Origin of the sequence: Litoribrevibacter euphylliae (assembly GCF_042646085.1) — a bacterium.
Lineage (GTDB): Bacteria > Pseudomonadota > Gammaproteobacteria > Pseudomonadales > Litoribrevibacteraceae > Litoribrevibacter > Litoribrevibacter euphylliae.
This window is the reverse complement of record NZ_JBHRSZ010000007.1, coordinates 383,768-398,824: the sequence shown is the minus strand read 5'-3', so window position 1 is coordinate 398,824 and position 15,057 is coordinate 383,768. Positions and strand designations below refer to the sequence as shown.

The window sequence follows — 15,057 nt, the reverse complement described above, 5'->3', positions numbered from 1 at the left end:
GAGAACCCCCTCCTCCGAGACCAGAAAAGCTACTGCGCTGGTAGCTTGTTAGCCAGTCTACTTTTGGCTGTCATTATTGGTGTGGCAGAAACCGCTCTAAGGCTGTTTCTGCATCGGCCAGATTCGTTCCCCAACAAACCCAGCCAACATTCTGTTAATTGAACAGTTGATTCATCTGTTCTAAATCACCGGCTTGCAGACTGCCCGCCGCTGCTTTCAATCTAAGATCTGCCAGCAAATAATCGTATCGTGCCCTTGCCCAATCGCGCTTAGCAGAATACAGATCCCGCTCTGCATCCAGCACGTCCATACTGGTGTACAGACGTGGATAACCTTTACGTTTGGTAACCACCAACACTTCTTGCGCATCCATTGCTTGCTTCAAGGATTCGACGCGACTGATTGATGTATTTAATTGCTGGAAAGATAGACGTGTTTCACGCGTCACCGCCCGTTTTTCCTGATGCAGACGATCAATTTCTACGTGATACAGTTCGGTCGCCTGACGCTTTCTGGAACTGACCTGACCACCTTCAAACAGCGGCACTTGCAACTGCAATGAAATTTCACCGGTTTCAACATCACTGCCGCCACCGAACAAAGAACCGTCAACGTCCTCACGATTCCAACCACCCACTAGCTGTAGGGTTGGATAATGGCCGGCCTGCTGACGCTCAATCTCTTCTCTTGCTTCTTCCATAGCACGATATTGAAGCTGAATCCGCAGGTTGCCTTTCATTGAAGAATCCAACCAGTCACCCACAATCGCCGGTGTCGGTTGTTGCAATGCAATCTCTTCTTTCAGCGGGATAAACTTCTCAGCACCGGCACCGCTGATTTCTCGCAATGCTTCAATGGCATCGTCAAGGGTGGTTTCTGCTTCCAGGCGATCTGCAAAAACACTGGCCAAACGCGCTTTGGCCTCCAGATAATCGGCTTCACGACCCAACTTGGCTTTCATTCGGGTTTCAGCCACTTCGGCTTGTTTTCTAACCGCCGCTTCCTCTTTCTGAAGAAACTCAAGATTGTCTTGAGCACCGAGTACCGTCAGGTAACGTTCAGCGACTCGAAGAATGAGTTCCTGGCGCGCCAGAGCCAACTCGGCATCGGCCTTGTATAGCTGCTGTTTTGCTTTATCAATTTGAGAGAAGCGCTCCCAATCGAACAATGGCTGGGTCAGATTGGCACCGTAACGTTTGGAGTTGTACGCAGTTGATCCACTGCCGAAAACTTGGTTATCGCTGGATTTGATCTCTTGATGGGTTCGGGTTTTTCTGGCGTCCAGTGAGATGCTTGGTAGCATCCGACCGTAAGCCTGCTCAATGCTTTCAAACGCCGCTTTATGGTTACTTAATGCTTGTAAATATTCGGCATCGTATTTTTCGGCACGCTGAAACAACGTCCACATATTATCAGTCGCAATGGACTGGTAGATTGGTGAGCTGAAGGTGTGTTCGTTTGTAGCTGATAAATCAGCCTTTACCGCAGTCACTCCCATTAGTGAGACAGCGACAACGGCAGAGGTGCAAGCTGCTCTAGCCACACCTGACCATCGAGTCTTACTTTCCATAGTGTTGTTTCTCTATTTCTCGAAATTTGAGCACAATCCTATGCACACTTCGGAGTGATTAATGTCTTTCAAAAAGGCCAAACCACTTTGCATGGATGTTAGGAATTATTATTAGTTACAAACGTTAACACAGTTGGATTACGTATTGTATAAACATTGACCTATTAGGTTAATTTTAGCGGTTTGGTGTGAACCTGCTCTCATTGCCTGCTACAGCCAAGATCAGCGGATGGAAATCCAAGATGAGCGGCGCCCCAAAACGGTTCATTTTTCTTATTTTCCAGGCATAAAAAAAGGGCGTGATCCTAAGATACGCCCTTCAGAACTCGTACTAAAACTTACGCCAACATCTGACGGATAAACTGCTCACAGGTTGGTTGATCCATATAACGCGGCACAGGGTAGTTTAAATGCGCTTCTTTCAGTGCCAATTTCGCAATCGCTGGAATGTCGTCTTTCTTCAGCGCTTCCAGATGAGCAGGAATACCAAACTTGTTGTTCATTTCACGAATACGATCAATAAACTTCTGAGCCAATTCCAGATCCGTCTCACCGCCTACGGCTAAACCGCTCACTTCTGCCAATTTAGCTAAACGCTCAGCCGCCGCTTCTTTGGAGTAATCCAACACGTACGGAAGAACAATCGCGTTGCCTAAACCGTGTGGCGTGCCGTATTTAGCACCGAAGTTGTGAGAGATCGCATGCACATAACCAAGGCTTGCTTTGGTGAACGCCAAGCCCGCATAGTAAGAAGCCAATGCCATGTTTTGACGAGCTTCGATGTCATCACCCTTCTCAACCACTTTCTCAAGGTTCTGCATGATCAGGCGCGTCGCGGCCACCGCATAGCTGTCGGTGTCCGGGCTAGCGTTCATCGAGATGTAGGCCTCAACGGCGTGAGTCAGCGCGTCCATGCCAGTAGCAGAGGTTACATGAGGTGGAAGCCCCGTCATCAAAGACGCATCCAAAGACGCCATCATAGGCACCAATTTCGGGTCCATTAATGGCGTTTTCTGGTGTGTCACCGGATCAGATACCACCGCAGCAATGGTCACTTCAGAACCGGTACCTGCAGTTGTTGGAATAGCAAAGAAAGGTGCTGGCGCTTTCCACACTTTGAAGAAACCAGACAACTTCTTAATCGGACGATCGTTAGTCACACGTGCTGCGATCACTTTCGCCGCATCGATTGGCGAACCACCGCCGACAGCCAGAATCGCTTCACAGCCATTCTCTTTGTACATCGCCAAGCCTGTTTCGACTTGATCATAGGTTGGGTCAGGAAGAATGCCGTCGTAAACGACGAAGTTAATGCCGTTCTCTTCGAGGGATTTTTTGATGTTGTCCAAGATGCCCAATTTATGAAGCACTTCGTCCGTTACGATCAGAACGTTCTGCGTCCCCATTTGAGCAATGGCTTCACACAATTCCAATGATGAGCCAGGACCACTGAATAACGTCGGCTTAGGCATTGGAAGTACTTTTGCCGCCACTTTCAGTGCGTTCATCACACCACGATAACCTTTCACTTGAAGAGAAAATAACATGTTCTTTAACCCTTTTAGCATTCCAAAAACCCGTGATACTGCGCTAGCTTTATGCTAATCATCCAAATTAGAGTAATTACTCTAACACGAGACGCAGATCAAGAAAAGTAACTAATCATGTTGGAATGATAAATTAGGCGTTTCACCCTAATTTTGTCTGGAATCAGCAAAGCGGCCAGTAGCCAGGATTTCAGGTTTGAAGATAAAGAAAAGCCCGCATCTAAAAATGCAGGCTCAAACGAAGGAAGATAGCAGATCAAAAAAAGTTATGCGCCGGCTATCCCCAGACGCATAACCAAGGGAAGAACTATAAAACCAGGTTACGAATGTCACCCAGCAACTCACTTAACAGTGAGGTAAATCGAGCGCCGTCGGCACCGTTTACGGCCCGATGGTCGTAAGACAGTGACAACGGCAACATTAAGCGAGGAACAAAACCTTCGCCATCGTAAACCGGCTTCATCGCAGCTTTAGATACCCCTAAAATTGCGACTTCAGGTGCGTTTACGATGGGAGTGAAGGCTGTTCCTCCAACACTGCCCAAACTGGAAATGGTAAAACAACCGCCCTGCATATCAGACGGCAGCAGTTTCTTATCTTTGGCTTTCTTGGCTAGCGCCATGCACTCTTCGGCTAACTGCCAGATGCCCTTTTGATCCACATCCCGAATCACTGGCACCACCAGTCCGTCTGGCGTATCCACCGCAAACCCAATATGGATGTAGGATTTCTGAATTAATTCCTCTTTGTCCATATCGAGCGACACATTGAACTGAGGGTATTGCGCCAAGGCATATGCACAGGCTTTCAGAATGAACGGTAACGGCGTCAGTTTGACGTTACGTAACTCCGCCACTTTCTTCTGTTGTTTTCTAAAGGCTTCCAATTCGGTGATGTCCGCCTCATCAAACTGAGTCACATGCGGAATGTTCAACCAATTGGCAGACATGTTCGCAGCGGTAATCTTATGGATACGGCTCATGGGTTGGCGTTCGACCGCACCGAACTGACTAAAGTCTGGTAACTTGATCGCAGGAATACCGGAACCAGCAACCACATTCGAAGCGCCGCTTTGCGCTTTCTGCATCTGAGCTTTTACGAACGCCTGAACGTCGTCTTTGACAATGCGTTGTTTTGGCCCAGAGCCTTTTACCAAGGTCAAATCGACACCCAGTTCACGAGCAATCTTACGCGCCGCCGGGCCTGCATGAACTTTGCCCGACGACTGATTCAACTCAGAGGCCGCTTTCTCAGCTACAGCTGTGGTCAGCGATGGCGTATCCGTTGATGCAACCGTCTGTTGAATCATTGTCTGTTGAGAAACCGGAGCAGATTTTTCTGATGCGGAGGCTTCAACATGAGGTTCACTGTTCGCGTCTTTAACAGAAGCGGATTCAGCAACACCACCCACACCAGTTAACTCGGCAATCGGGTCGCCTTCGTTCAGCTCGTCACCGACTTTGGCAAACAATTTGGCGATGGTTCCTGCCGATGGCGACGGAATTTCCATCGACGCCTTATCGGTTTCCACCACGATCAGGAAGTCTTCTTCCGTCACCGCATCGCCTTCTGACACAGACACTTCAATGACACTGACCTTAGCCGCACCACCCAAATCCGGAACACGTACCGTCATGTTCGAAGATGATGACGAAGTATCAGTAACGACTGGGGCTTCTTCCTTCTGATCAACCACAGGCTCTGAAACGCCAGACTGAGAATCGCCACCAGCACTCGCATCGGCTTCCACGTCCAAGGTGAGGATCAAATCACCTTCGGAAACTTTGTCCCCCACCGCCAAATTCATATTCATGACGACACCTGCATCCGTGGCAGGGATTTCCATCGTGGCCTTATCGGTTTCCAACACAATCACCGCATCTTCGACCTCAATTCGATCGCCCACTGCCACACTGATTTCAATGACCTCAACATCGGCGCCGCCACCAATGCCAGGGACTCTGAGTTCAACACTACTCATATCAAGCTCCTTATATTGATCACGCTGCCTTAACGGCGAGCCGGGTTTGGTAAGTTTCGGTCAATGTCGTATTTACGCATGGCGTCCAGCACCACCGACTTGTCGATCTCATTGCGATTGGCCAGCGCTTCCAACGCAGCAACCGCCACGTAATGACGATCCACTTCGAAGAAACGACGCAACTTCTGACGAGTATCGCTTCGGCCAAAACCATCGGTGCCCAACACCGTAAAGTCGGTCGGCACATAGGCGCGAATCTGCTCACCATAGAGTTTGATGTAATCGCTGGAGGCAATCACCGGCCCTTGTTGATCTTTCAAGCACGAAGTTACAAAGGCTTCTTTAGGTGCTTCATCCAAGTGCAGCAGGTTCCAACGTCGAACGTGCTGACCATCGCGAGCCAGTTCATTAAAGCTGGTGACACTCCACACATCTGAACTGATGCCAAAGTCATCTTTCAGTAACTGCGCGGCGGCACGAACTTCATTCAAAATCGCCCCTGAACCGAGCAGTTGCACTCTTAAACCGGATGCATCTTTGCCTTTGTCTCCGGCGTCCGCTTCCACAGACTCAAATAGATACATGCCTTTGATGATGCCGTCTTCAACGCCTTCCGGCATTTCCGGCTGACGATAGTTTTCATTCATAATGGTGAGGTAATAAAAGACGTTTTCGTTCTCACCGTACATACGGCGCAAGCCGTCCTGAATGATCACCGCCAACTCGTAAGCGTAAGCCGGGTCATAGGCCACACAGTTTGGAACCGTGCCCGCCAGAATATGACTGTGGCCGTCCTGGTGCTGTAACCCTTCGCCATTCAGCGTGGTGCGTCCGGCGGTGCCGCCCATTAGGAAACCACGCGCCTGCATGTCACCGGCCGCCCAGGCCAAATCGCCCACGCGTTGGAAACCGAACATCGAATAGAAGATATAGAACGGCACTAATGGATAATCATGGGTGCTGTAGGAGGTAGCACACGCCGCCCAAGCCGACATTGCACCGGCTTCGTTGATGCCCTCTTCGAGGATCTGGCCTTGCTTGTCCTCTCGGTAGTACATCATCTGATCGCGGTCGTGCGGCACGTATTTTTGACCTTCGGCGGTATAAATACCGAGCTGGCGGAACATCCCTTCCATCCCGAAAGTACGAGCTTCATCCGGCACAATCGGCACTATCCGTTTACCGATTCGCTTGTCTTTGGTAAGCGACGACAACAAACGCACAAATGCCATAGTGGTGGAAATTTCACGTTCACCCGAGCCTTTCAATTGGCCTTCAAAAACATCCAGCTCAGGCACAGTTAACGGCTGGCTTTTGGCACGACGACTTGGATAGAAGCCACCCAACTGTTGTCGGCGTTTATTCATGTACAGCATTTCCGGACTGTCTTCCGCCGGACGATAGTAAGGCACGTCTTTCAGTTGCTCATCGCTTAACGGAATACCAAAACGGTTACGGAACGACTTGAGCGTGTCCTGATCCAGCTTCTTCAAAGAATGGGTGGTGTTTTGCGCTTCACCGGCCGAACCAAAGCCATAACCCTTAATTGTGTGCGCCAGAATAACCGTTGGCTGGCCTTTGTGTTTGGTCGCGGCTTGATACGCGGCATAGACTTTGTACGGATCGTGACCACCGCGATTCAATTGCGCGATGTCTTCATCGGTTAAGCCTTCGGTCAACTTAGCTAGTGCTGGATCACTGCCGAAGAAGTGTTTACGAATATAGTCCGGGCCATTGCTCTTGAGGTTCTGCAATTCGCCATCGACCACGACGTCCATCGCTTTTTGCATGGCGCCGTTTTTGTCTTGCTCGAACAGCGGGTCCCAACGGCGACCCCACACCACTTTAATGACGTTCCAGCCAGCACCACGGAAGACGCCTTCCAGTTCCTGAATGATCTTGCCGTTACCACGTACCGGGCCATCGAGGCGCTGTAAATTACAGTTCACCACGAAAATAAGGTTGTCGAGTTTTTCACGACCGGCCAAGGCAATGGAGCCCAAGGTTTCCGGCTCATCCGTCTCGCCATCACCAACGAAACACCACACTTTACGATCCGAGGTATTGGTCAGTTCGCGGCTTTCCATGTATTTCATCACGTGCGCCTGATAAATGGCCTGTAACGGCCCCAAGCCCATGGAAACGGTCGGGAACTGCCAGTAATCCGGCATCAACCAAGGGTGTGGATAAGACGACAAGCCATTGCCATCCACTTCACTGCGGAAGTTATCCATTTGTTCTTCACTGATCCGTCCTTCGAGGAAGGAACGCGCATAGATACCCGGCGCCGTATGCCCCTGGATATACACCAAATCGGCATCACGGGTTTCATCACCGGCATGGAAGAAGTAGTTAAAGCCCACATCGTACAAGGTCGCAATGGAGGAGAAGGTCGAGATGTGTCCGCCCAGATCACCCGGTCGCTGATTCGCTCGAATCACCATCGCCAAGGCATTCCAGCGAATCAAAGAACGAATGCGTCGTTCCATAAATAAATCGCCTGGCATCGGCGCTTCTTTGCTGACAGGAATGGTATTTCGATACGGTGTGGTGATGGAATACGGTAACTGGGTGCCTTCGCGCGTTGCACGCTCAGACAATCGGGTAAGCAGATAACTCGAGCGATTGATGCCCTGAGTTTCCATAACCGACTCTAAGGAATCTAACCACTCGCGCGTTTCGACCGGATCTGAATCATCTAGCATCTACTACTTCTCCTAATGAATGTTATTCATTGAATGATTGGGAATGTTATTTTTCTTACGACTGTTTTTTCTTACGACGGCTTAAAACGCCGCGCCCATTGCAGGCGCAGCAAACGGTCACTCAACGGGGATCGAACAACCGTATTCTTAAGAGGAGTTAACTGGCGTCAGCGTTTGAATACGAAGACTGATGACCCTGAACTTGAAACTCTGGGGTAGCCGTCGCTTCTTTGTTGTATACAGCGGTATCTAACTCGTTCTCACTCTTGCCAACCAATACAGACACCATCAAGTCGCCACAGACGTTGACACTGGTGCGCGCCATATCAAGAATTCGGTCGATACCGGCAATGATCGCCAAACCTTCCATCGGCAAACCAACGGTAGTTAAGACCAAAGACAACATGATCAAGCCAGCACCCGGTACACCTGCGGTACCAATCGACGCCAAAGTCGCAGTAAGAATGATGGTGACGTATTCCGCCATGCCTAGATCCACACCAAACGCCTGAGCCACAAACAATGCCGTCACACCTTGATACAGAGCCGTACCATCCATATTGATGGTCGCACCTAACGGAAGAACAAAACTGGAGATGCCTTTGGATACGCCCATTTCTTCACGAGCGCATTTGATGGTCGCAGGCAAAGTACCTGAGCTGCTTGTGGTGGTGAATGCAACCGCCGCCGGGTTAACCAAGGCTTTCAAATAACGAATCGGATTCAATCGTGCGAACACACTGATGATGCCACTGTACACAAACACCACATGAATGATGCTGCCGATGTAGGCCACGGCAATCACTTTGATCAACGGCATGAGAATGTCCAAACCGTACTTACCAGATACCCACGCCATCAGACCGAAGATACCGTAAGGTGCGAACTTCATAACGATTTCAGTCAGCTTGTACATGGCTTCCGCCAAGCTCTCAAACACAGCGACTGCTGGCTTGGCTTTTTCACCGACCAAGTTAAAAGAAATACCGAGGCCCAAAGCAAACACGATGATTTGCAGAATGTTACCCGCAGCCAGTGCGTCTACCGGGTTTTTAGGCACCAGGTTAATGATGGTATCCACCAGCGATGGGGCACTCTTGCCTTCATCGGCTGCAGCACTGGCGACCATGTTAAGGCCATCTCCCGGCGTTAATACCGTCGCTAGCACCATACCAATGGTGATTGCCACAGCGGTAGTGCCTAGGTAAATGAACACCGACTTCAAACCAATCCGGCCCATCTTTCGGGTGTCCTGCATGGAGGTCACGCCCACAATCAACGAGCAGAAAACCAAGGGAACAATCAACATCTTGATCGCGTGAATAAACAGGGTACCGATGGGTTTTAACACTTCCGCATCGTGGCCAAAAATGGCACCGACCAGGATACCAAGCGTCATCCCAATCAGGATCTTTTTCCATAAGGCCATTTGGCCCCAAATTCCCTTGTTACTTTCATTAGTCAATGATGGTTGCATAACATCACCCTATAGTTGTTGTAGTGGGTTGGTTGCAGAAAGATCAGTCTCAGCGCAACCAGCGCTGAGGTCTGATCATGTTTTCGGGTTTTAAAATCTCATCCAGCACGTCTGGCTGAATCAGCTCTTCTTCACGAATCAGTTCCAGTACACCCCGACCACTGGCCAAGGCTTCTTTTGCAATTCGAGTGGCGTTTTCATAGCCGATGTACGGGCTCACTGCGGTGATACTGCCGATGCTCTGATCGACCATGTTCTTGCAATGCTCTTCGTTGGCGGTAATGCCGGAGACACAGCGGGTTTCGAGCATGTGCATAGCACGGGATAACATGCGGATGGATTCCAGCACGTTGTAGGCAATCAACGGCTCCATCGCATTCAACTGCAATTGCCCTGCTTCCGCCGCCATGGTTACCGCCAAGTCATTGCCGATGACCTGATAAGCCACCTGATTGACCGCTTCTGGAATGACCGGGTTAATCTTGCCCGGCATGATCGAACTGCCCGGCTGTTGCGCAGGCAGATTAATTTCGCTCAGGCCACAACGTGGCCCCATGCTCAATAAGCGTAAATCGTTGGAAATTTTGGAAAGCTTCACCGCCAAGCGTTTCAGCATCGACGAGAACAACACAAACGCGCCCATGTCAGAACTGGCTTCTACTAAATCCGACGCCGACTTGAATTGGATACCACTGATTTCAGACAACTGATCAACCGCCAACTTGGCGTATTCCGGGTCGGTGTTGATTCCGGTGCCAATGGCGGTGCCGCCGAGATTCACTTCTTTCAACAGCTCGGTTAAGCCCGCCACACGATCAATGTCTTCACCCAACGTGGTAGCGAAGGAATTGAATTCCTGACCCAAGGTCATTGGCACCGCATCCTGCAACTGGGTACGGCCCATTTTCAAAATGTGTTTGAACTCGTCAGCTTTCTTCAAAAAGGCTTGCTGTAACGAGGCTAAGGCATTGACCAGATCGCCATGACTCAACAGAATCGACAAACGAACGGCGGTGGGATAGGCATCATTAGTGGATTGGGACATGTTCACATCATTGTTTGGATGCAAGTGTTGGTAGTCCCCTTTTGGATGACCCAAGTGTTCCAACGCGATATTAGCGATGACTTCATTGGCGTTCATATTGGTCGAGGTTCCTGCGCCGCCTTGCACCATGTCGACCACAAACTGATCGTGGCAATAGCCCTCCAACAACTTGGCAACTGCCGCTTCAATGGCCTTGGTCTTGGACTCAGCCAACAGGCCTAACTGATTATTGGCTCTCGCCGCCGCCAGCTTCACCATGGCTAAAGCACGAACCAACTGAGGAAAGTGACTGAGTGGCACCCCACTCAAATCGAAGTTCTGCGTCGCACGATGGGTTTGAATACCGTAATACGCCTCCCCTGGCACCTGGGCTTCACCCAGCAAATCTTTTTCCTTACGGAAGGGAGATGTCATGTTCATCGCGTATGTCGTACTCATCACTCGGCACCTAATCGTTATTTTTTATCAACCAAGGGCATTAACCGCTGTTGTGCTTCGGCCTGCTGTCTATTTGTCTGTTGAGAACAGTCAAACCGTCCATAACAATCGCAATATGAATGCCAAACACAAAAAATCGCTTTAATAGACTGTTTTAAAAGGAGTTTTATTGATCACCGGAAGAGAACTTTCGAGTCCAAAGGGGTATAACCTACGGGCGAAAAGTGAAGCCAAACCAGACATAGAAACTTGATTTATTAATTAAATTCAATGGGTTAGCTTATAACCACACAAGTTATAACCTTTCTCCAGGTTATACCCCTTTGAGAACGCGTTTTCGGGTAGATAAAAAAGAAGACGTAAGACAGCAAAGACACAGGAAACGATACAGAAAAAACCAAACAGACGGGCATAAAAAAGGCGCTTCGAAGAAGCGCCAAAAAGGGACGAACAAGGTTAACTGTTACTAGGGAAATAACTACGCTACCAAGCGCTCATTCCTATTCAAATACCAAGCCACACAAGCATCCGCCAGTGCGCCGGTGGCATCCACCGCCAACGGCAATAACGGCGAATGGATCGACTCCAACGCCAATGGAATCTCGGTACACCCTAAGATCACCCGCTCCGCGCCGTTATCCAACAGTTTTTGCATCGCCAATTCCAAGAGCGCTGCGCCTTCGTTGACCTTGCCGGATTTAACCAGATAGATGCCTTCCATCACCGACATCTGATCTTTATTCGCTGGCAACGTACAGGCTAGTCCAAACGACGCGAGCTCCCGTTCATAGAATCCTGCTTTTAGCGTTCCATCGGTGGCTAACAGACCAACCCGACGCTCCCCCACCCAACGGACAGCCGAATCTTGGGCAATGCGCTCGGCGCAGACCTTAGCAATGTGCAATAACTGGATGTGAGTTTCTTTGGCTAAGGCCTCATGCCAGTAATGGGCGGTGTTGCAGGGAATTGCGATACAGCCCGCCCCTCCTTGCACCAAGGTATCCAAGCCCATTTTTAAGGCTGGCAATGGCGATGCAGCCCCCTCCATCAGACAAGCCGTTCGATCGGGAATCTGCGGAACCGAATGAATCAACAGCGGAATATGATCCTGATCACTTTGTGCCGGCGTCTTGGAGATGATTTTTTGAATGAAGTCCACCGTAGCCAGCGGCCCCATACCACCTAATATGCCCACTTTGTCGCATACCTTGTCATACATCTTGCCACCCACGGGATGGCGCATGTTGATTTTTCTGTCGGAGTTCAGGGGAGTGTTGAATCGATTGTTCATCTTGAGATCTACTCTGCGGGTTAACGAATAGCTCTCAACATAAAAACCTCGCTTCATGGCTACCAATGCCAAAACAACACTCACCATACGTAAAACGCATAGCCTTCTCACATCACCAATTAAGTCCAATAAAATCAATACGATAGAAACCTCATACTCAAACAACATAAGCTATTCTTTAAATGCATACGCTTAAGAATTGATAGGCAGTGTAGGAATTTGGTTTAGAATTGAATTGTCATAACAAAAACAATCGAGCAGTAAATAAGACCATGAACATCGAAACTAAATGGCTGGAAGACTTTCTCTCTCTGGCGGCAACTCAAAGTTTTTCCAAAGCCGCAGAAGCAAGGCACGTCACCCAACCCGCCTTTAGTCGACGAATTCGAGCCTTAGAAACCGCCGTCGGTTGCCACTTGGTGGATCGTAATCACACCCCGATTCAACTCACCGCCGAAGGCCAGTTATTTAAGATCACCGCCAGCAACACCCTGGATCAACTCAAATCCAGCATCGAGCATATCCAAGCCCTAGCAGCGCGACATCAAGTGGTGGATTTTGCGGTGTCGCACACTTTGTCGTTATCCTTCTTCCCCAGTTTTATTCAGTCCTTACAAGCGGAATTGAGTAACACCCATACGCGACAACTGGTCGCTAATGTCGATGACAGTTTTCAGGCATTGAAGAACGGCATCTGTGATTTTCTGATCGCGTATGGCGGGCAACATGTGGAATCGGATCGCTTCACTGGCTTTACGCTCGCAACCGAATCTCTGGTTCCGGTATCCATTCCCAACGACAACGGCCAGCCTCTCTATTCACTAAACAGCTTAAAGCAAGCAAACGACTCTGAGGGTTCTGCGCTCGCCGAAGCACTTCCCTATCTCGCCTATCCCGAAGACATCTTTCTCGGGCGACAAGTCAAACGGCTGCTAAGCCAACACACCACCTCGTTAAAGAAGACCTTTGAATCGCCGATGGCCGACAGCCTCAAAATGATGGCGATGCAAGGCTTAGGGATCGCCTGGGTGCCGGCCTATTCAGTGAAGCGAGAACTCGAACAAGGCCATTTAATGATTTGTGGCGATGACACCTGGCAGGCGCCGTTGGATATCTGGTTGTATCGCTGTGATCGCGCGCTTTCCCCAAGCTCGGAGAAACTATGGCAAACCCTACAAGCCCGCTTTGAAGTCTCTATTAGCAGTCAAAACCCTAAAAGCTGTCAAAACCCTAAGACTAGTCAGACGCCTAAGAGCATCGCTAGCCATGACTAAGGTTTCGCTTCAGACAATTGTATGGCGGAGATTTGCTGAACGGATTTTTTCGAAGTTGCGTTTCTGCGCTGTCCTTATGGCTATGTACACGGTTTCCGGGATCGCACACGCCAATCTGCAAGACCCAAATCGAGTGATTCAGGTGGGCGGTGATCTCAATTACCCGCCCTATGAGTTTCTCGACCCCGATGGCAACCCTGCGGGTTATAACGTCGAACTGACTCAAGCCATTGCCGAAGTCATGGGCATCAAGGTGAACTTTCAGTTAGGCGACTGGGGCGCTATGCGCCAAGCGCTGGAAACTGGCGATGTCGATATTCTGCAAGGCATTTCCTACACCGACGAGCGCGCCCAGAAATACACCTTCTCACCGGCGCACGCCTATGTTCACCAGTCCATTTTTACTCGTAAAGGCAACCCGGTAATTGATGATATTTCCGACCTCAAAGGCAAGTCGGTGGTGGTGCAACGCCAAGGGGTAATGCACGACTATTTGTTGGATCACAACATCGGCGCAGAATTAGTATTGGTAGATACTCACGCCGATGCCATTCGGTTATTGGCCTCCGGCAAACACGATTACGCCTTGGTCGCTAACCTACCCAGTTTGTACCTCAGCCAAAAGCTGGGCATTTCAGACATCGTCCTTTCCGGTAAAGCCTTCGAAGCGCAAAAATACGGATACGCAGTAAAAAAGGGCAATGAATCCTTACTGGCCCAATTCAGCGAAGGCTTAGCCATTCTCAAAAACACCGGACGCTATCAGGAGATCTACGATAAGTGGCTGGGGCCATTGGAGGAGAAAAAATTCCCGTGGCGTAAATTCGTCACCGCCGCCATCGTCATCTCACTCGTTATTCTCGCTATTGTTTTTTGGAACCGCGCCCTAGCCAGAGAAGTGGAACGCCGCAGTAAAGAACTGGAACTGCGCCAACAACAACTCATTCAGGCCGATAAAATGACCTCGTTAGGTATTTTGGTCTCCGGCGTGGCGCATGAGATTAACAACCCCTGTGGCCTGTTAATGCTCAACATTCCGATCCTTCGGGATTCCTATCAGGACGCCCTCACCGTACTGGAAGAGCACTACCAAACTCATGGTGACTTTGAGTTAGGCGGCCTAAGTTATTCACGAATGCGAGAAGAAATACCGGCCATGCTCGATGAAATGTTCGCTGGCGTGGAGCGCATCAAACGCATTGTTGATGATCTGGGCGACTTCTCACGACAAGACACCTCCACCATCAAAGAGGAAGTGGACTTAAACACCATTACCACCGCCGCTATACGATTGGTGGATAATACCCTGCGCAAATCCACTGAGAGCTTTCATGCTGAACTGGGTAACAACCTACCGACCTTTAAAGGCAATGCTCAACGTGTCGAGCAGGTCATTATTAACTTGCTGGTGAATGCCTGTCAGGCGTTGGAAGACAAATCCCAGAAGATTGAACTTAAAACCTATTACCGGGAAAGTACCCAACAACTGGTGTTAAAAGTAATCGATCAGGGCTGTGGCATCCCGCCCGAGAACCTCTCGTCCTTGAGTGATCCGTTTTTTACCACCAAACGGGAAACCGGCGGCACGGGTTTGGGGCTTTCCGTCTCGTCCGGGATTGTTCGGGAACACGGAGGTACGTTAACCTTCAACTCAAAAAGCGACCAAGGCACCACCGTTACTCTATCCTTACCCATTGAATAACGTATTCGTTAATTAAACTTTAAATAG

9 protein-coding genes are annotated in these 15,057 nt (G+C 49.7%); 2 read left to right on the top strand and 7 right to left on the bottom strand.

Annotated features, from left to right (window positions below; translation table 11 throughout):
- Positions 1–154: 154 nt before the first annotated feature.
- The 7 genes from ACFOEK_RS17145 to ACFOEK_RS17115 all read right to left on the bottom strand — a co-directional run bounded on the left by ACFOEK_RS17145 (position 155) and on the right by ACFOEK_RS17115 (position 12,222).
- Positions 155–1,570, bottom strand: coding sequence for a TolC family outer membrane protein (locus ACFOEK_RS17145; protein WP_386722695.1), 1,416 nt, complete (start codon positions 1,568–1,570; stop codon positions 155–157).
- Between the two features lie 338 nt (positions 1,571–1,908).
- Entirely contained in the window at positions 1,909–3,117 is a 1,209-nt protein-coding gene (locus tag ACFOEK_RS17140) for an iron-containing alcohol dehydrogenase (protein ID WP_386722694.1), read from the bottom strand.
- A gap of 307 nt (positions 3,118–3,424) precedes the next feature.
- Entirely contained in the window at positions 3,425–5,098 is a 1,674-nt protein-coding gene (aceF, locus tag ACFOEK_RS17135; RefSeq protein ID WP_386722693.1) for a dihydrolipoyllysine-residue acetyltransferase, read from the bottom strand.
- Between the two features lie 29 nt (positions 5,099–5,127).
- Complete coding sequence (aceE, locus tag ACFOEK_RS17130) at positions 5,128–7,803, bottom strand: pyruvate dehydrogenase (acetyl-transferring), homodimeric type (protein ID WP_386722692.1); 2,676 nt, start codon at positions 7,801–7,803, stop codon at positions 5,128–5,130.
- Positions 7,804–7,960: 157 nt separating this feature from the next.
- Positions 7,961–9,280 carry a dicarboxylate/amino acid:cation symporter gene (locus tag ACFOEK_RS17125; RefSeq protein WP_386722691.1) on the bottom strand — a complete coding sequence of 440 codons (1,320 nt, stop codon included), beginning with the start codon at positions 9,278–9,280 and terminating at the stop codon, positions 7,961–7,963.
- Positions 9,281–9,329: 49 nt separating this feature from the next.
- Positions 9,330–10,763, bottom strand: a complete 1,434-nt coding sequence (locus ACFOEK_RS17120; protein WP_386722690.1) for an aspartate ammonia-lyase — start codon at positions 10,761–10,763, stop codon at positions 9,330–9,332.
- A 478-nt stretch (positions 10,764–11,241) separates the two neighbouring features.
- A complete protein-coding gene (locus tag ACFOEK_RS17115; protein ID WP_386722689.1) occupies positions 11,242–12,222 on the bottom strand; it encodes an aspartate/glutamate racemase family protein in 981 nt (326 codons plus the stop codon).
- A 104-nt stretch (positions 12,223–12,326) separates the two neighbouring features.
- Between ACFOEK_RS17115 and ACFOEK_RS17110 the strand changes: the two genes are divergently transcribed.
- Positions 12,327–13,328 (top strand): LysR substrate-binding domain-containing protein, encoded by a 1,002-nt coding sequence (locus tag ACFOEK_RS17110; RefSeq protein ID WP_386722688.1) that lies wholly within the window; start codon positions 12,327–12,329, stop codon positions 13,326–13,328.
- 76 nt (positions 13,329–13,404) lie between these two features.
- Complete coding sequence (locus ACFOEK_RS17105; RefSeq protein ID WP_386722687.1) at positions 13,405–15,030, top strand: transporter substrate-binding domain-containing protein; 1,626 nt, start codon at positions 13,405–13,407, stop codon at positions 15,028–15,030.
- The last annotated feature ends 27 nt before the right edge of the window (positions 15,031–15,057 follow it).

Coding starts and splice junctions, on each gene's coding strand:
- ACFOEK_RS17120 (WP_386722690.1), bottom strand. CDS start 10,763: ATGAGTACGACATACGCGATGAACATGACATCTCCCTTCCGTAAGGAA.
- aceF (WP_386722693.1), bottom strand. CDS start 5,098: ATGAGTAGTGTTGAACTCAGAGTCCCTGGCATTGGTGGCGGCGCCGAT.
- ACFOEK_RS17110 (WP_386722688.1), top strand. CDS start 12,327: ATGAACATCGAAACTAAATGGCTGGAAGACTTTCTCTCTCTGGCGGCA.
- ACFOEK_RS17115 (WP_386722689.1), bottom strand. CDS start 12,222: ATGTTGTTTGAGTATGAGGTTTCTATCGTATTGATTTTATTGGACTTA.
- aceE (WP_386722692.1), bottom strand. CDS start 7,803: ATGCTAGATGATTCAGATCCGGTCGAAACGCGCGAGTGGTTAGATTCC.
- ACFOEK_RS17140 (WP_386722694.1), bottom strand. CDS start 3,117: ATGTTATTTTCTCTTCAAGTGAAAGGTTATCGTGGTGTGATGAACGCA.
- ACFOEK_RS17105 (WP_386722687.1), top strand. CDS start 13,405: ATGGCTATGTACACGGTTTCCGGGATCGCACACGCCAATCTGCAAGAC.
- ACFOEK_RS17125 (WP_386722691.1), bottom strand. CDS start 9,280: ATGCAACCATCATTGACTAATGAAAGTAACAAGGGAATTTGGGGCCAA.
- ACFOEK_RS17145 (WP_386722695.1), bottom strand. CDS start 1,570: ATGGAAAGTAAGACTCGATGGTCAGGTGTGGCTAGAGCAGCTTGCACC.